Origin of the sequence: Rhizobium hidalgonense (genome assembly GCF_002914525.1) — a bacterium.
GTDB lineage: Bacteria > Pseudomonadota > Alphaproteobacteria > Rhizobiales > Rhizobiaceae > Rhizobium > Rhizobium hidalgonense.
On sequence record NZ_LODW01000070.1, the window covers coordinates 254,173 to 269,809 of the forward strand.

The 15,637-nt window shown below is 60.9% G+C and carries 16 protein-coding genes; 7 read left to right on the plus strand and 9 right to left on the minus strand.

Annotated elements, in window-relative coordinates:
* Positions 1–199: 199 nt before the first annotated feature.
* Together ATY29_RS23470 and ATY29_RS23475 are read left to right on the plus strand one after the other, a co-directional pair.
* Positions 200–2,515, plus strand: coding sequence for a methyl-accepting chemotaxis protein (locus ATY29_RS23470; RefSeq protein ID WP_003566363.1), 2,316 nt, complete (start codon positions 200–202; stop codon positions 2,513–2,515).
* A 123-nt stretch (positions 2,516–2,638) separates the two neighbouring features.
* A complete protein-coding gene (locus ATY29_RS23475) occupies positions 2,639–3,640 on the plus strand; it encodes an LLM class flavin-dependent oxidoreductase (RefSeq protein WP_003566362.1) in 1,002 nt (333 codons plus the stop codon).
* Positions 3,641–3,713: 73 nt separating this feature from the next.
* On the opposite strand, the gene ATY29_RS23480 is transcribed toward ATY29_RS23475, so the two are convergent.
* Complete coding sequence (locus ATY29_RS23480) at positions 3,714–4,460, minus strand: YebC/PmpR family DNA-binding transcriptional regulator (protein WP_003566361.1); 747 nt, start codon at positions 4,458–4,460, stop codon at positions 3,714–3,716.
* 117 nt (positions 4,461–4,577) lie between these two features.
* Positions 4,578–4,850: a DUF6636 domain-containing protein gene (locus tag ATY29_RS37810; RefSeq protein WP_244597431.1), complete on the minus strand. Its 273-nt coding sequence runs from the start codon at positions 4,848–4,850 to the stop codon at positions 4,578–4,580.
* Positions 4,851–5,140: 290 nt separating this feature from the next.
* Here ATY29_RS37810 and ATY29_RS23490 point away from each other — a divergent pair, with 290 nt between their 5' ends.
* Positions 5,141–5,644 (plus strand): pyridoxamine 5'-phosphate oxidase family protein, encoded by a 504-nt coding sequence (locus ATY29_RS23490; protein ID WP_097533163.1) that lies wholly within the window; start codon positions 5,141–5,143, stop codon positions 5,642–5,644.
* A 30-nt stretch (positions 5,645–5,674) separates the two neighbouring features.
* Here ATY29_RS23490 and ATY29_RS23495 read toward each other — a convergent pair whose 3' ends face one another.
* The 7 genes from ATY29_RS23495 to ATY29_RS23530 form a co-directional block, all read right to left on the minus strand.
* The gene (locus ATY29_RS23495) at positions 5,675–6,520 is read right to left on the minus strand and encodes an MBL fold metallo-hydrolase (RefSeq protein ID WP_097533164.1); all 846 of its coding nucleotides are present in this window, start codon (positions 6,518–6,520) and stop codon (positions 5,675–5,677) included.
* Between the two features lie 159 nt (positions 6,521–6,679).
* Complete coding sequence (locus ATY29_RS23500; protein WP_003566355.1) at positions 6,680–7,504, minus strand: TIGR00282 family metallophosphoesterase; 825 nt, start codon at positions 7,502–7,504, stop codon at positions 6,680–6,682.
* A 3-nt stretch (positions 7,505–7,507) separates the two neighbouring features.
* Positions 7,508–8,095: a 5-formyltetrahydrofolate cyclo-ligase gene (locus ATY29_RS23505; RefSeq protein WP_003566353.1), complete on the minus strand. Its 588-nt coding sequence runs from the start codon at positions 8,093–8,095 to the stop codon at positions 7,508–7,510.
* A 118-nt stretch (positions 8,096–8,213) separates the two neighbouring features.
* Positions 8,214–8,915 (minus strand): hypothetical protein, encoded by a 702-nt coding sequence (locus ATY29_RS23510; protein WP_097533165.1) that lies wholly within the window; start codon positions 8,913–8,915, stop codon positions 8,214–8,216.
* 54 nt (positions 8,916–8,969) lie between these two features.
* The gene (locus tag ATY29_RS23515) at positions 8,970–9,887 is read right to left on the minus strand and encodes an NAD-dependent epimerase/dehydratase family protein (RefSeq protein WP_003566346.1); all 918 of its coding nucleotides are present in this window, start codon (positions 9,885–9,887) and stop codon (positions 8,970–8,972) included.
* Positions 9,884–10,708, minus strand: a complete 825-nt coding sequence (locus ATY29_RS23520) for a glycosyltransferase (protein ID WP_025416995.1) — start codon at positions 10,706–10,708, stop codon at positions 9,884–9,886. The genes ATY29_RS23515 and ATY29_RS23520 overlap by 4 nt, the downstream gene beginning before the upstream one ends.
* Positions 10,709–10,912: 204 nt before the next feature.
* Positions 10,913–12,133 carry an NAD-dependent epimerase/dehydratase family protein gene (locus ATY29_RS23530; RefSeq protein WP_097533166.1) on the minus strand — a complete coding sequence of 407 codons (1,221 nt, stop codon included), beginning with the start codon at positions 12,131–12,133 and terminating at the stop codon, positions 10,913–10,915.
* 164 nt (positions 12,134–12,297) lie between these two features.
* Between ATY29_RS23530 and ybgC the strand changes: the two genes are divergently transcribed.
* From ybgC to tolA, 4 genes are all read left to right on the plus strand, one after another.
* Entirely contained in the window at positions 12,298–12,753 is a 456-nt protein-coding gene (ybgC, locus tag ATY29_RS23535) for a tol-pal system-associated acyl-CoA thioesterase (RefSeq protein WP_012485098.1), read from the plus strand.
* 481 nt (positions 12,754–13,234) lie between these two features.
* Positions 13,235–13,954 carry a protein TolQ gene (gene tolQ / locus ATY29_RS23540; RefSeq protein ID WP_003566335.1) on the plus strand — a complete coding sequence of 240 codons (720 nt, stop codon included), beginning with the start codon at positions 13,235–13,237 and terminating at the stop codon, positions 13,952–13,954.
* A gap of 18 nt (positions 13,955–13,972) precedes the next feature.
* Positions 13,973–14,428 (plus strand): protein TolR, encoded by a 456-nt coding sequence (gene tolR, locus ATY29_RS23545; protein ID WP_003566333.1) that lies wholly within the window; start codon positions 13,973–13,975, stop codon positions 14,426–14,428.
* 8 nt (positions 14,429–14,436) lie between these two features.
* Complete coding sequence (gene tolA / locus ATY29_RS23550; protein WP_003566330.1) at positions 14,437–15,582, plus strand: cell envelope integrity protein TolA; 1,146 nt, start codon at positions 14,437–14,439, stop codon at positions 15,580–15,582.
* The last annotated feature ends 55 nt before the right edge of the window (positions 15,583–15,637 follow it).

The following is a 15,637-nucleotide window of genomic DNA, read 5'->3' on the forward strand; positions in this document are numbered from 1 at the left end:
GAACAAAACAAAAACACTCCTGGTTTTAGGTCGCGCCATTTACCGCGAATTAAAACAGATGCTTGAATTCTAGTGTCAAATACGAAGGGGGTCTCGTGTCGCAAGGAGATAAGCCCCCGATGTTCTGTTTAAGATCGGTCGATCAGGCATGCGCTGCGTGCCCACGCCGGCAGGCGTGTTCAGAAGGGGTTAGTTGTACATGGCACAGAGATTTCAATCCCTGTCCTTCAAGGTCATTGCCACTTTCATTCTGCTGACTGTGCTGTCGATCGCGGTGATCGACGTGCTTGCCTATTTCGCCAGCAGCCGGATTTCCGACGAGCAGGCGCTGAAAGCCAAGGAGAGCGTGCTGATTTTTCGCGGCGACATGCTGCAGGATCAGCTGACGCAGCTTGAAAACCAGGCGACGTCGATTGCGCGCATAGAGGCGCTGCAGATGTCGATCACCAGCCTGAAAAGCGGTTGGAAGACGATCGAGAAGACCTCCGGCGATGCCCGCGCCGAGTTGAAGAAGGTATTCATCTCCGACAATCCCAACCCGGCCGATCAGCGCGAGAAGCTGATGAAGCCGGAAGGGCCGAGCGGCTTTTATTATTCGAACCACGAGAAGACGCAGGGGGAAGTCGCCCGCGATCTCGCGGATACCGCCTTCAGCGATCTGCTGATCGCCGATCTCGACGGCACCGTCCTCTATTCCTACAAGAAGCAGGACGACTTCGCCGAGAATCTAAAGACGGACACCTGGAAGGCAACCGGCGCCGGTATCGCTTTCGCCAAAGCGGTCGAGAATACCGCCAAGGCGACGGATGACGCCGCACCGACAGGTTTCTCCGGCCTTCGCGTCGATGCCACCAGCGGCAAGTCGGCGATCTTCTATGCGGTGCCGATCGTCAAGCTCGGCGCAGCCAAGGGCATCTTTCTCTTCAAGGTGCGCGACGACATCGTCACCAGCATCCTTGCGAAAGGCATCGTCCAGGGCAGCACGGCGCGGGCGGCGATTGTTTCCGGCGATGGGTCGGCTGTCGGGCTCGACGCGAACGGCAGGCTTGCGACGCTCGATGCGACTCCTTTCGCCTTCATCAAGGACGCGCTGGCCAGTTCGGCGATGACGGTTGCCGATTTCGGCAGGGCGGATGGGCAGGCGCGCGCCTATGTCCGTGGCATCGACTATCGTGGCGACCGTTTCCTCGTGGTCGAGAGCGTGCTCTTGAGCGAACTCAATGCCGGCTCGATCGAGATCGCCACTTTGCTAACGATGATCGGCATCGGCGTGCTCGTCGTCATGGCGGTCGCCACCGGCCTCGTCACCAATCTCCTGTTCTCGCCGCTGGCGCGGCTCGCCGGGGTCACCCGCGACGTCGCCGGCGGCAAGCTCGACAGCGAGATCGGCAGCCTGAACCGCAAGGACGAGATCGGCACGATGGCGAATGCGCTTGCCCGCTTCAAGCAGTCGCTGATCGAAAGCCGCGAACTGGAAGCCGTCAGCGAAGAGACGCGCCTGCAGGCCGAGCAGGATCGCCAGCAGAATCTGGCCGAGCGCGAGGCCGAGGCGAAGACGTTGCAGCAGGTGGTCGAGGCGATCGATGAGGGCCTGCATCATCTGGCGAGCGGCGATCTCGCCTACCAGATCGATAGGCGCTTCCCGAACGAGCTGGAAAGCCTGCGCATCAATTTCAACGAGGCGCTGGCGACGCTGAGCGAAACGATGACGGCCATCGGCGGCAACTCGATGGCGGTGCGGGCCGGATCCGAGGAGATGCGCACCGGCGCAGACGAGCTTGCCGGCCGCACCGAGCGTCAGGCCGGCTCGATCACCGAGACGGCGAATGCGATCAGCGCCATCACCCAGTCCGTCCGCCGGCAGATCGAGCGGGCCGAACAGGCCGAGCGCATCGCCCGCGACGCCAAGAAGGAGACGACCGGGTCCGGCCAGATCATGCGCGAGACGATCGCAGCGATGGAGGCGATCCAGACCTCTTCGCGCCAGATCAACACGATCATCTCTGTTATCGACGACATCGCCTTCCAGACCAACCTCCTGGCACTCAATGCCGGCGTCGAGGCGGCGCGCGCCGGTGAATCGGGCAAGGGCTTCGCCGTCGTCGCGATGGAAGTGCGCGAACTCGCTCAGCGCTCGTCGAGCGCGGCCAAGGAGATCTCCAGCCTGCTGCAGAAATCGACGCATGAGGTCGAAAGCGGCGTGTCGCTTGTGGAAAGGGCCGGCGTTGCGCTGACCGGCATCGGCGCCCATGTCGAGGCGATCAACGGACAGATCAACGACATCATGGGTGCGACCCGTGAGGAAGCCAATACACTGCGCGAAATCAACAGCGCCGTCGCCGAGCTCGACGCGATGACGCAGCAGAATGCCTCGATGGTCGAGGAGACAACGGCGGCGATCCACCGGCTGGCGACGGAAGCCCTGGAAATGGACCGCCAGCTCGGCAATTTCACGCTGCCCCCCGGCCACCACCAGCCGAGCGCCGAGGTGCATGTGATGCGCCGTCACCGGTAGCCACCGCCCGTAGCATTGCAAGGGGTCGCGTTCGCGCGGCCCTTTTTCTTTGCGCGCTCGGTTTGGAATGGTGCGAGCGCGAACCTACATAGGCTGCATCTTTCACTGGCCGGCAGGTTTCCCATGGTTCCCTTCTCCATACTCGACCTTTCCCCCGTTGCCGAAGGCAGCAGCGTGCGCCAGTCGCTCGAGAGTTCGGCGCGAATGGCCAAGAAGGCCGAGGAATTCGGTTACAAGCGCTTCTGGCTCGCCGAACATCACGGCATGCCGGGGATCGCCAGTGCCGCCACATCAGTCGTCATCGGCCATGTCGGGGCCGCGACAACGCGCATCCGCATCGGCTCCGGGGGTATCATGCTGCCCAATCATTCGCCGCTCGTCATCGCCGAGCAGTTCGGCACGCTGGAGGCGCTCTTCCCCGGCCGTGTCGATCTCGGCCTCGGGCGGGCGCCGGGAACGGACATGCGCACGGCACAGGCGCTGCGGCGCAATCTCGAGGCTGGTGCAAACAGCTTTCCGAACGACGTAGTGGAATTGCAGCAACTGCTCGATACGCCGGTCGAAAACCAGGCAATCCTCGCGGTTCCCGGCAATTCATCGCATATCCCGATCTGGCTGCTCGGCTCCAGCCTCTACAGTGCCCAGCTCGCCGCCATGCTTGGGCTTCCCTATGCCTTCGCCTCACATTTCGCGCCCGACATGCTGCTCGATGCGATTGCGATCTACCGCGACCGCTTCCAGCCCTCGGCGACACTCGACAAGCCCTATGTGATGGTCGGGGTCATGGGCGCGGTGGCGGCGACGGATGATGACGCGCGCTATCATTTCACCTCCGCCGAGCAGCAGTTCGTCAACTTGCGCCGCAATGTCCGCGGCCCGTTCCCGCGCCCGGTGGCCGATATGGAAAATTTCTGGTCGCCGATGGAAAAGATGAACGTCGAACATACGCTGCGTTACGCCGTGGTCGGGTCGCCGCAGACGGCGGAGGCGAAACTGACTGCGTTTCTCGAGGAAACGCAGGCCGACGAGGTGATCATCTCGATGCCGATCCATGATATCGAGGTACGACTGAGGTCGGTGGAACTGTTTGCCGGGTTGGGAAGCTTCATGCGGGCGGCGGCATAGGTCGAAAAGCCACGATCGCCAATGGAAACCCGGCGTCACGGCCGGGTTTCCATTGGCGATCGTTTAAAGAGAATCAGGCCGAGAGCTTGGCCAGCACTTCTTCCGAGACCTCGAAGTTCGAATAGACGTTCTGCACGTCGTCATCGTCTTCCAGGCTGTCAATGAGCTTCATTAGCGACTGGGCCTTTTCCTCGTCCACCGGCACATTGTTCTGGGCGCGCCAGACGGCCTTGACGGTTTCGGCTTCGCCGAGGCTCGATTCCAGGGCTTTCGATACTTCGCCGAGAGCCTCAAAGCCACAGGTGATGTAATGGCCCTCTTCGTCGGTCTCAACATCGTCGGCGCCGGCTTCGATCGCGGCTTCCATCACCTTGTCGGCGTCGCCAACGGAAAGCTTGTAGGTGATTTCGCCGACATGGTCGAAGGAGAAGGAAACGGAACCGGTTTCGCCGAGAGCGCCGCCGGCCTTGGTGAAGATCGAGCGGACGTTGGAGGCGGTGCGGTTGCGGTTGTCGGTCAGAGCTTCAACGATGATCGCCGTGCCGCCGGGGCCGTAACCCTCGTAGCGGACTTCGTCGTAGTTTTCGCCATCGGCGCCGGCTGCCTTCTTGATAGCGCGGTCGATGTTGTCCTTCGGCATGGACTGGGCCTTGGCGTTCTGGATCGCCAGGCGAAGACGGGCATTCATCATCGGGTCGGGCAAGCCGGCCTTGGCGGCTACGGTAATTTCGCGAGCAAGCTTGGAGAACATTTTCGACCGCACCGCGTCCTGGCGGCCTTTGCGGTGCATGATGTTTTTAAACTGTGAATGGCCAGCCATGGCATCCCTGTCCACGTCTCATTGTTCGGAATGGGCCGCCTTATAAGAGCGAAACGGCACCCGTTCAAGGAAAAAGCGGTGGATTTGCTTGATGATGCACGGGTTCTGCCGCCTGTCTCAATCAACCGTCAGCCGCTTGCGGCTAGCGAAGAAACCATGTCCGTCCTGGCGTCGGCACCGCATCCCTTCCGTGCCGGAGGTGCAGGAATAAGGCCCGCCCTTCCAGCTCTCGCCATAGTCGAGCACATGCTCGTCGCTGCAGCAGGCGGTGTCGCCGACCATCTTGAAGATATAGGCCTTGCCGCTCGCCGGCAGGAGGATGAGGCGGACATAGAGCGGTTCGATACGATCACAGGCAAGCTCTGGCCCGCCGTCTTCGGGAACATACATTTCGACGCCGCCCTTTGGCGTATAGACGCAGCCTATATTTCTTGTGGGCTGACGAAGACGACGTGGCCGTTTTCGTCGGGCTTGAAGGTCTTTTCCGCCGCAAGGCCTCTGGGCGCAAAGGCTGCGCAAAATATCAAAGCAAGAATCGAATGTCGCGTTCGCATCGTGATCCTCTCCGGTGGGGCGCACTATCGCATATTCCTCTGCTGTGAAAAGCGGGCGTGGCTCTACGGAACAAAGGCAGGAGGATGACGTTTCAACGGAACTCCACCCAACGGAAAGGAACGGTCATGGCAAGTCTCAGCGAGGCGCAGGAACAGCCAGCACGTCAGCTCTGGGATCAGGTCAACGATGTTCATGCCGGCATGCTCGGAATTTCCGGGATGGACATGCACATGCAGCCGATGGCGCCGCATGCCGACCCCACAACCAATACGATCTGGTTCTATACCAAGACCGATGCAGAGATCGTGCGGGCCATAAAGCCCGGCAGCCGCGCGCATTTCTGCCTCGTCGGCAAGGATCATGACTATCACGCCTGCCTTGCCGGTGTGATCGAAGTGCGCCCTGACCCTTCCAAAATCGAGGAATATTGGAATTCGATCGTGGCTGCCTGGTATGACGGCGGCAAGAAGGATCCCAAGCTTACCATGCTTTCCCTGCATGTCGACGATGCCGAGATCTGGGTCTCCACCGGCAACAGCCTGAAATTCGGGTGGGAGATCGCCAAGGCCAATCTCGATGATGACAAGACGCCGGATATCGGCATCAGGCGTCATCTGCAGTTTGCCTGATGCGCAATGCCCTGATGTAACCGGGCCTTTTTACTGCACACCCTTCAGTACGTAGATCAACGGCTTTTTCGGCAGCGTGCGCATCGAGACGGTGATGCTATCATCGGGTGCGTTGGCGACGTCGAAATCCTTGCCGAACATCGAGACGAAGGCCTCGACCGGCGGGCCGCGCCGGTGCATCGGCAGAATCAACGACGAGCGCAGCCGCTTGATGACGCGGCTCATGCTGTCGGCGCCCATGGTCAGGCCGCCATCGACCGGGACCATGACGGCGTCGAGGCGGCCGATCTCGGTATAGTGGGCATCTGTCAGTTCATAATGCAGATGGCCGAGATGGCCGATGCAGAGGCCGGCGATTTCGAAAATGAAGATGGAATTGCCGTTCTCCTGCGAGCCGCCGAGGCCATAACTGAAGCGGATATCCGTCGCGACATTGCGGATATAGGCGTCGCCGATGACGAGTTTGATTTCGGCCTTCTCGCCCGGAACATCGCTCCAGCCATGCAGCACATGCTTGATTTCAGGATCGGGCGCCAAGGTAAAATGGCTCGTGTGCGCCTTGTTCATGGTCACGACGTCGGGCATCGTCGCCGGCCTGTACCAGCCGTTATAGTCTGTCGCGATGACGATGCCGCCAGGAGTTTCGATCTCGAAGGTGGAATGGCCGCGGAAGGTCAATTTGACGTCCCCGCCCTCGGAGACGGCGGGCGTCAAGGTGGCGGCGCCGGAAAAGCTTGCGAAGGTTGCCTTGGGGATATTCTGCGCGATTGCCTGGCACTGGCTGACGGGCGTTCGCTGTTCCTGGGCTCCGGCGGGAACTGGCGCAGCGAAGGTTGCAAAGCATGCGATAGCGAGGACAAGATATTGCGGCTTCATGCCACCCTCCGGCGCTCCATCACTTTGAATTGGCGGCGGGAGGATGCGGCATGAGGTCGCAGCGGTCCAGACTGGGGATGCTCACAATTGCGTGTTGCGCGGATGTCTAGAAAAGCATGATGTCACCCGAAAACCGCTCACACTTTTCGGCATCATGCCCTATCGCCAGAACTCCGGCACCGTCTCGGCCAGCCGCGGTCCGAGCCGGAGCGGCGCGATCTTTTCGGCCAGTCCGGTCGCATCGGAAATCTCCACGCCGACGCCGCAGATCGTCGCGGGCCCGTTTGCTGCTTCCATGCGGCCCTTTGGCATCTTGGAGATGAAGCGGTTGAGCGGCTCCTCCTTGTCCATGCCGAGGGAGGAATCGTAATCGCCGCACATGCCGGCATCCGACATATAGGCGGTTCCGCCGTTCAGGATCTGCGTGTCGGCCGTCGGCACATGCGTGTGGGTGCCCACGACGAAACTGGCGCGGCCGTCGACGAAATGGCCGAAGCACTGCTTTTCGCTGGTCGCTTCAGCGTGGAAATCAAAAATGATCGCATCGGCCTGCTCCTTCAGCGGGCAGGCGTCCAGGATCACCTCGGCCGATTTGAAGGGATCGTCGAGCTCCGGGTGCATGAAGACCCGGCCCATGACGTTGGCAACGAGTACACGCGCACCGTTCCTGGCATAGAACAGGCCGGAGCCGCGGCCGGGCGTGCCTTGCGGATAGTTGGCCGGCCGCAGGAATTGATCGTGGCGCCCGGCAAAAGCCACGGCTTCCTTCTGGTCCCAGACGTGATTGCCCGTCGTCACCACATCGGCGCCGGCATTGATCGTTTCCAGAAAGATGTCTTCGGTGATGCCGAAGCCGCCGGCGGCATTCTCGCCGTTGACGACGACGAAATCGAGCTTGAGGTCGGAGATCAGGCCCGGAAGGCGGTCCCAGACCGCTGTGCGTCCCGTCTTGCCGACCATGTCACCCAGAAAAAGCAGCCGCATTCCCTATCCAATCCAAGAGGCAAAAAAGCGAAGGCCGCTTTCTGTCAGGATGGCATCCAGGCTTATGTCGTGCGGCTCGTCGGGCACATGTGCCACTTCCTGGCAGTCGAATGCAATGCCGATCAGCTTCGGATGCAGGCCTTTTTGCCTTAGTCGGTCGATGGCGCGGTCGTAATGGCCGGCGCCGTAGCCGATGCGGTGGCCTCTGATATCGAAGGCTGAAAGCGGCACCAGCATGATTTCCGGATCGAGAATGGCGGCATCCGCCCCAGGGCCGACCGTGCCGAAACCGGTATCGACAAGCGGCGCACCCTCGGCCAGTTCGCGAAAGACGATGGTCTGCCGATCGAGGATCGCCGGCACGCAGAGCCGTGCACCGCGCACGGCAAATCGCGCCATCAGCGGCCTGAGATCAGCTTCCGAACGGATCGGCAGGAAGCCGGAGACAATCGTGCCCAGCGCAAAGCCCACGGCCTCGCCGGCATGATCGGCCATTGCGAGACTTTTGGAGGCGCGGTTCTCGGGAGAAATGGCGTCGCGTGCCGACAGTCGTTCGTTGCGCAGCTGCGCTTTCAGTTCTTTCACGGTCATTCGATCCGCCGGATATGGAAAGGTTCGAGCGAGCATAGACGGCTGGGTGCCCGATGCAAATGCCGGATGCGACGGCGCTGCGCCCATTTCACGCCCTGTCGCGGGATGCGGCCGAAGATCAGACGACGATGCTTGTCGGTCTTGTCGCGGTGTCGGTGGAGAAAGCTGCCATATCAGGAACGGCATTCGCCCCGGTCTGCCGGTTGTGCTGCCGCAGATCGTGCATCGCCTTTTCGAGCAATTGCTTGAGTTCGCGCACCACCGCCTTGAACTCTTCCATCGTTTCTCGATCATCGGCGGAAATGGTCGAGAATTTCGGGGCATCCTCGGCGACGCTCTGATAGGCCTTGCGGGCGCTGGTGGCGGCGTCCGGTTCCTCGGAGCCGGTCGCGGTTTCGGTTTCTCCCGAGGCATCTGTCAGCGCAGCGTCGGCGCCGCTCGTTGCGGCCGCCGCTGCATCCGGGGTCGCATCTACCGCGACGGCGGCCGAGCTGCCGGTCGCGACTGATGATGCGAATTCGGAGGCGGCGGTGCCGAGCTTGCGCGCCAGTTCGGCGGCCAGACGGGCGACCACTTCGGGCGGCATATTGGAGCTGCGCAGCATCTCCAATTGCTGCTTTGCCTCTTCGAGCTTGCGTTGCGCCTTCGTCTTGGCTTCATCCCCGGAATTCGCCAAAGTCTGCCGCATCTGCTGCAGCGTCTGGGTACTGCGCTGCAGCTTCAGCACCCCCTGATCAGTCTCGTTTCCCGCGGCAGATATGACCGCTGCTGAAGACGTGGCGCGCAAGATGACGGAGGCAGACGTGGTTGCGACCTGCATGGACAATCCCCGACAGTTCGGGGCCTCGATTGCTTTTCGGCGCATCTTGCAACGTCAGACTTGCGTGGACCTGTGTTGTGGGGCAGCCGGCAGCGCGGCGGCGAGCTGTTGCATCGTCTCCTCAAACAACGGCGCCCCGCCCGGCATCCAGCCGAGCGCACGGATTTTTGCGGTGCTCATGGGATTGAGCGCCCCCTTGTCGGCGGGGGGCGGCAGCAGGTGCCGACAGCCGGTCTCGCGCCGGATGGGTGAAAGGATATCGCGCGTGTCGACCGATATGTCCGAGACGTTGAACACCTCGCCGGAGATACGGCTGCTCTCTGTCTCCAGCATCAGCCGCACCGCACGCCCGAGGTCGCGGCCGTGAAGCTCCGTTCCCACACGTGAATCAACCGGTCGGCCGCCGAGGTAATCGGCGATGACACCGTCCCATTTGTTCGGCGAGAGATCGCCGTAGATGCCGGTCGCCCTCAGGCTTACGCCGGCAAAACCTGGGGTGGAGAGGTGGGCAAGTGCGCGTTCGGCATCGAGCTTGACCTGGCCGTAGAGGGTTTCTGGCTTGGCCAGCATCGTTTCCCAGAGCTCGGTTCCTTCAGGATGTTGACCATAGGCGGCGCGGCTGGAGAGGAAGATGCAACGGCGCGTGCCTGCGCGTTTGGCAGCTTCGAAAAGACGGACGGTGCCATCGAGATTGAGCCTGTGAAAGGTCTTCGGATCGTCGCCCTCGCCGCCGCGGTATTTGCCCGGAACATGGCTGAAGGCGGCGTGGACGAAGAAATAGGCATCGTCGAAGACGTCGATCTGGTCCTTGTCGGGATCGAGCGAAAGGGCTGCAAACTCGACCGGGCGCGAGAAGAGGCGCGGGTGGGGCGCACGGCGTCCGCCGACGATCACCTGATAGCCGGCGGTCAGTAGCTCCTCGACGACATAGCGGCCGACGAGACCCGTTCCGCCGGATACCAGTACCTTCATATTGCCCCTTCCGGATTGTCCAGCGCCGTAATCTCGGGCACATCGCTGTTATGGTGGAAATGGTGCCACAAATCGATCAAAGGTTGTAGCTGCGCTGCCTTGAGATGATCTTTTTCCCACGGTTTTTCATACTGGTAGTGCAGGATCGAAATGCTCTTCCAGTCCCAAAGCTCCGGCATGGTGAACCATACATATTGCAGCATGTTGAAATAAACCGGCAGGCCGTGCCAATCCGGGAAGAAGGTCTCCAGAAAGGTCTGGTCGGTGCGGCGCCAGAAGGTGTCTGGCCTGTCGAGCCTTTCGAGCATGTGCCGGAATGTGTCATGCGAGGGCGTGGCGACGAAGACGCCGGAATTCATGCGGCGGAAGTCGGCGAGGCTTTCATAGACATTGGGGGCGGCGGAAAATTCCGGGTAGAGGAAGAGCTTGTCGACGTTCTTCAGCACCAGGGCGTCGGCATCGATGAAGACGCAGCGCTCATATTCGACGAGCTGCCACAGCCTGAGCTTGCAGAAATTGTCGAGCGGCGAATGGAAATCCGGCTTGCGGCCCTTGGTGAAGGGGGCCGCGGAATGGAGCTGGCCGCGCGCATGGCGTTCGTTGAAGGCGGCAGACAGCGGCAGATGCTCGACCTCGATCAGGCGACAGCCGAGGGTCTTGAGCGGGGCGAGGGCGGCCGCATCGACGCCGGCGGTGTGGAGGACGACGATGTCGGCGCTGATGGCGGTGCGCCTCAGTGAGTGGACGAGGGCGGTCGCGCCCAGGGCGTAGTCGGCATTGGTGACGAGGGTGACGTAGGCAAAGTTTGAGGTAGATGTCATTGGCGCCGGCCGCTTCCACCCACGCCCTCATTCCTGTGCTGGTCAAAGGAATCCAGCCACGGCGCGTCCGCGCCGTGAATGACTCTCCTGCGGCCAATGACTTGGGCGCGCTGGATTCCTGTGACATCCCTCGGGCTAAACCCGAGGACGGGAATGAGGGGGAGACTATTGGACTGGCCGGGCTTCAACACATCAGGCCTTCGCTCACGACACCGACTTCAGCCGCTTGCCTTCCGGATCGTGATTGATCGTCGCGGCGATGTCCTTGGTCCAGGCGGAAACAGCAGGCACGCGCGAGCGGTCGACGCGATAGGCGAATTTCTTGGCGACGTCGACGATCTCGCCGAGCAGGCCGGCTTCCAGCGTGATCGGTTCGAGGCCGAGAGTTCGGAATTTCTCGTTTTGAACGATCAGCTCGTTTTCGGCGGCTTCCTTGCGCGGGTTGGGCAGCCAGGCGATGTCGGCGCCGCTTATCCCCGCGATCATCTGCGCGAGGTCGCGCACCCGGTGGGTTTCAGTCATCTGGTTGAAGATCTCGACACGCGCGCCGCGGGCCGGTGGATTCTCAAGCGCCAGCTCGATGCAGCGCACCGAATCCTGGATATGGATGAAGGCGCGGGTCTGGCCGCCGGTGCCGTGCACGGTCAGCGGATAGCCGATCGCCGCCTGGATGAGGAAGCGGTTCAGCACGGTGCCGTAATCGCCGTCGTAATCGAAACGGTTGATCAGCTGCGCATGGCGGCGCGTCTGCGCGGTATGCGTGCCCCAGACGATGCCCTGGTGCAGGTCGGTGATCCTCAATCCGTCGTTCTTGGCGTAGAACTGGAAGAGAAGCTGATCCAGGCACTTGGTCATGTGGTAGATCGAGCCGGGATTGGAGGGATAGAGGATCTCCTGGCTGACCGTCTCGCCGGCTGGAGTTTCGATGCCGACCGGCAGGTAGCCCTCGGGGATCGCTGCGCCGACCGTCGAATAGCCGTAGACCCCCATGGTGCCGAGGTGGATGAGATGGGCGTCGAGATTGAGTTCGGTCAGCGCGTTCAAGAGGTTGTGCGTGGCGCTGACATTGTTGTTGACGGTGTAATTCTTGTGGCGGTCGCTCTTCATCGAATAGGGTGCGGCCCGCTGTTCGGCGAAGTGGATGATCGCATCTGGGCGATGCTCGAAAAGCCATTTCTTCAGGAGTTCGTAGTCCTTGGCGAGATCGATCAGATTGAAGTGGATGCGGCGTCCGGTTTCGGTATGCCAGATGCGGGTCCGCTCCTGGATCGAATCCATCGGTGTCAGCGATTGAACGCCGAGTTCGGTGTCGATCCAGCGGCGTGAGAGATTGTCGAGGATATGGGCGTCGTGACCGGCATCGGAGAGATGCAGCGATGTCGGCCAGCCAATGAAACCATCTCCGCCCATAACCGCAATCTTCATCGCATCGTCTCCTGATCGGTTCGTTCGCTATCGGGAATAGTTAGGAATTATGACAATCATTCAACGCCTACCGGCTGGGCATTCAATGCCTGCCGGTCGGACATTCAATGCTTGCCTGGCGGAAAGCGTTGCGCCAAAGAGGGCACCGAAGTTTGGAGAAAATTATGACAGAACGCCCTTTTTCCATTTCGGGAGAGCTGACGGAGGCCGGACATCGCCTCGTTCAGCGGGTCTATTATGAAGACACGGATTTCTCCGGCCTGGTCTATCACGCCCGCTACCTGCATTTCCTGGAGCGCGGCCGCACCGATTATCTGCGCTGCCTCGGTGTCGAACAGCGCGAGCTCGTCAGTGCCGATGAGGAGGGCCTCGTCTTCGTCGTCCACCGCATGGAGATCGACTTCAAGAGCCCGGCGCGCATGGACGATGTGCTGACGATCCTGACTCATACGGAAAAAGCCGGCGGCGCCAAGATGGTGCTCAATCAGCAGATTCGTTCGGGCGAGACGCTGCTGATCGCCGCCAAGGTGATCATCGCCGTCATTAACGCCAGGGGACGGCCGCGGCGGCTGCCGGAAACATTGGCGGCGAAATTCCTGGAAGGCAGCACGCCGCTTTGAGCATGATGCCGAAAAGTGTGAGCGGTTTTCGGACGACATCATGCTCTGTTTTTGATTTAGATGCAGATGACTTTAGGCCGGGCGGCCTAAAGTCATCTGCATCGGGCTGCGAATCGTCCGGAATTCAGGCTTGTCAAAACTTGAATTTTATGTGAAGGAATTCCCGTGCCGCAGGATGAGTGCTTTTTCGGCAGCCGGATCTTGCTCCGGTCAAGTAAACCGTGGAACGAAATCTTCCAGATGCAGGCTTACTGTCACAGTCCGGCACTAACGATCTATTAACCATAATAGTGTCTTACTGGGAAAGTCGGAGTTTGTGCGGTGCACGCCTTCCTTTGACCAAATTTGACGGCAAGAAGGCGGAAGATGAGCTTGGAAGTTTGACCAGGGCTTTGGGCGGCGGTCGCCGGACACTTCTTGCGAGATCAGTTTGTGCCGCCCGGTCTAGCGCCGGGCGTTTGGATTCGGGGATTTTGGACCAATGGAACAAATAGGATTGGCAGCAGCAACGACGGACGTCAGCCTCTGGTCGCTTTTCATGCAGGCCGGCATCGTCGTCAAGCTCGTCATGCTCGGGCTCATCGCAGCCTCGGTGTGGACCTGGGCGATCGTCATCGACAAATACCTGGCCTATGGCCGCGCACGGCGCCAGTTCGACAAGTTCGAGCAGGTGTTCTGGTCGGGTCAGTCGCTGGAAGAACTCTACCGCTCACTGTCGGAACGCAGCAATACCGGACTGGCGGCGATCTTCGTGGCCGCCATGCGCGAATGGAAAAAATCTTTCGAGCGCGGCGCCCGTTCGCCGATCGGCCTGCAGATGCGTATCGACCGGGCGATGGACGTGACGCTGTCACGCGAATCGGAATTTCTCGGCGCCCGTCTCGGATCACTGGCAACGATCGGTTCAGCCGGTCCGTTCATCGGTCTCTTCGGCACGGTCGTCGGCATCATGACCTCGTTCCAGGCGATTGCCGGCTCGAAGTCGACCAACCTTGCGGTCGTCGCGCCCGGTATCGCCGAAGCGCTGCTTGCGACCGCGATTGGCCTCGTCGCCGCTATCCCGGCGGTTATCGCCTACAACAAGTTCTCTGCCGATGCCGGCAAGCTCTCGGGTCGCATGGAAGGTTTCGCGGATGAATTCTCCGCCATACTTTCGCGCCAGATCGACGAGAAACTGCAGCCGCGCGCTGCCGCTCAGTAACCAACGGAGTATACTAACATGGGTATGGCTGTTGGAGGCAATGGCGGCGGGGGCGGCGGACGCCGCCGTCGCGGCGGTCGGAACAAGGCCGTGATCTCCGAAATCAACGTGACGCCGCTGGTCGACGTCATGCTCGTGCTTTTGATCATCTTCATGGTCGCAGCACCGATGATGACTGTCGGCGTGCCGATCGACCTGCCGGAAACGCAGGCCAAGGCGCTGAATTCCGAGACGCAGCCGATCACCATCTCCGTCAAGAACGACGGCGAAGTGTTTCTGCAGGAGACCCCGATCCCGGCTGCCGAGATCGCAGCCAAGCTCGAGGCGATCGCTACCACCGGCTATAACGAACGTATCTTCGTGCGCGGCGACGCGACAGCGCCCTACGGCGTCATCGCCGACGTCATGGCCCGTATCCAGGGCGCCGGCTTCAAGAATATCGGTCTCGTGACGCAGCAGAAGAAGGACCAGTAACGTTCAAGATGAAGACCAGCGTCGTCACATCTGCTGTTCTGCACTGTCTGGTGCTTACCTGGGCGATGGTGTCGCTCAGCGCGCCTGAATCCTTCAAGGTGGAGGATTTCGAGGCGATGCCGGTCGATCTGGTGCCGGTGGAATCCATCACCCAGATGCAGCAGGGCGACAAGAAGGCTCCGAAGAAGGAGACGTCTGCGCCGGTGCCGACGACACGGCCGCCGATCGCCCAGCCCGCGGAGAATGCCGGCGACAACAATGTCGACCTGAAGACGCCGCCGGTGCCGAACGCCAAGCCGAGCAATAGCGAGGCTGCCGCGGCGAATTCGAGCGAAAAGCCGATGCCGAAGACCGATCCGAAGCCGAATGATGTCAAGGACATCGTCAAGGAGGAAACGGAGGTCGAGCAGCCGAAGGAGGTCGCTTCCATTCCGCCGCCGAAGCCCGTCGAAGTGACGCCGCCGAAGCCGGAGGAAAAGCCGCCGGAAGAGCAGGCCAAGCCCGAGGAACCGCCGAAGCCGGACGCGGAAGCATTGCCGGACAATGTGCCGACCCCTGTCGCCAAGCCGCAAGTAAAACCGCCGGAGCCACAGAAGCCTGCCGAGAAGCCGCCGGAAAAGACCCCGGACCAGCCGAAGACCGCCGATACGCCGACCGACAAGAAGAAGGCGGACAAGAAGCAGGAAACGGCGAAATCGGCCTCGACGATGAAGAGCGATTTCAATGCCGACGAGATTTCGGCCTTGCTGAACAAGACCGATCCTTCCGCAGGGGGCGCCAAGCGCTCGACGCAGGAGGCATCGCTCGGTGCGAAAAAGAGCAATGGTGGCTCGAAACTCAGCCAGAGCGAAGAAGATGCGATGCGCAGCTTGATCGAAGGCAACTGGCTTGTCACACCCGGAATGGAAGGCCTTTCCGGCCTAGTGATCACGGTGCATTTCAAGTTGGGCAGAGACGGCGCCATTATCGGTCAGCCGGACATCGAATCGTCTGGTGGAAGCAGCAGCGATTCGACGCGTCGTGCGCTGGAAAGCGCTGCTTACCGTGCCGTGATGAAATCCGCTCCTTCCTTTTCCTCGACCCTTCCGATGGACAAATATGATGCTTGGAATGAGGTCGTTCTCAACTTCGATGCGAGCAGCTTGGGAATCTAGATGTCGAGGAGTCTAGCTTCGAAAGATAAGTACGATGCTTGGAAGCAAGTTGTCT

Coding starts and splice junctions, on each gene's coding strand:
- ATY29_RS23530 (WP_097533166.1), bottom strand. CDS start 12,133: ATGAAGATTGCGGTTATGGGCGGAGATGGTTTCATTGGCTGGCCGACA.
- tolR (WP_003566333.1), top strand. CDS start 13,973: ATGGGTATGGCTGTTGGAGGCAATGGCGGCGGGGGCGGCGGACGCCGC.
- ATY29_RS37810 (WP_244597431.1), bottom strand. CDS start 4,850: ATGTATGTTCCCGAAGACGGCGGGCCAGAGCTTGCCTGTGATCGTATC.
- ATY29_RS23470 (WP_003566363.1), top strand. CDS start 200: ATGGCACAGAGATTTCAATCCCTGTCCTTCAAGGTCATTGCCACTTTC.
- ATY29_RS23500 (WP_003566355.1), bottom strand. CDS start 7,504: ATGCGGCTGCTTTTTCTGGGTGACATGGTCGGCAAGACGGGACGCACA.
- ATY29_RS23475 (WP_003566362.1), top strand. CDS start 2,639: ATGGTTCCCTTCTCCATACTCGACCTTTCCCCCGTTGCCGAAGGCAGC.
- ATY29_RS23490 (WP_097533163.1), top strand. CDS start 5,141: ATGGCAAGTCTCAGCGAGGCGCAGGAACAGCCAGCACGTCAGCTCTGG.
- ATY29_RS23520 (WP_025416995.1), bottom strand. CDS start 10,708: ATGACATCTACCTCAAACTTTGCCTACGTCACCCTCGTCACCAATGCC.
- tolA (WP_003566330.1), top strand. CDS start 14,437: ATGAAGACCAGCGTCGTCACATCTGCTGTTCTGCACTGTCTGGTGCTT.
- ATY29_RS23480 (WP_003566361.1), bottom strand. CDS start 4,460: ATGGCTGGCCATTCACAGTTTAAAAACATCATGCACCGCAAAGGCCGC.
- tolQ (WP_003566335.1), top strand. CDS start 13,235: ATGGAACAAATAGGATTGGCAGCAGCAACGACGGACGTCAGCCTCTGG.
- ATY29_RS23495 (WP_097533164.1), bottom strand. CDS start 6,520: ATGAAGCCGCAATATCTTGTCCTCGCTATCGCATGCTTTGCAACCTTC.
- ATY29_RS23505 (WP_003566353.1), bottom strand. CDS start 8,095: ATGACCGTGAAAGAACTGAAAGCGCAGCTGCGCAACGAACGACTGTCG.
- ATY29_RS23510 (WP_097533165.1), bottom strand. CDS start 8,915: ATGCAGGTCGCAACCACGTCTGCCTCCGTCATCTTGCGCGCCACGTCT.
- ATY29_RS23515 (WP_003566346.1), bottom strand. CDS start 9,887: ATGAAGGTACTGGTATCCGGCGGAACGGGTCTCGTCGGCCGCTATGTC.
- ybgC (WP_012485098.1), top strand. CDS start 12,298: ATGACAGAACGCCCTTTTTCCATTTCGGGAGAGCTGACGGAGGCCGGA.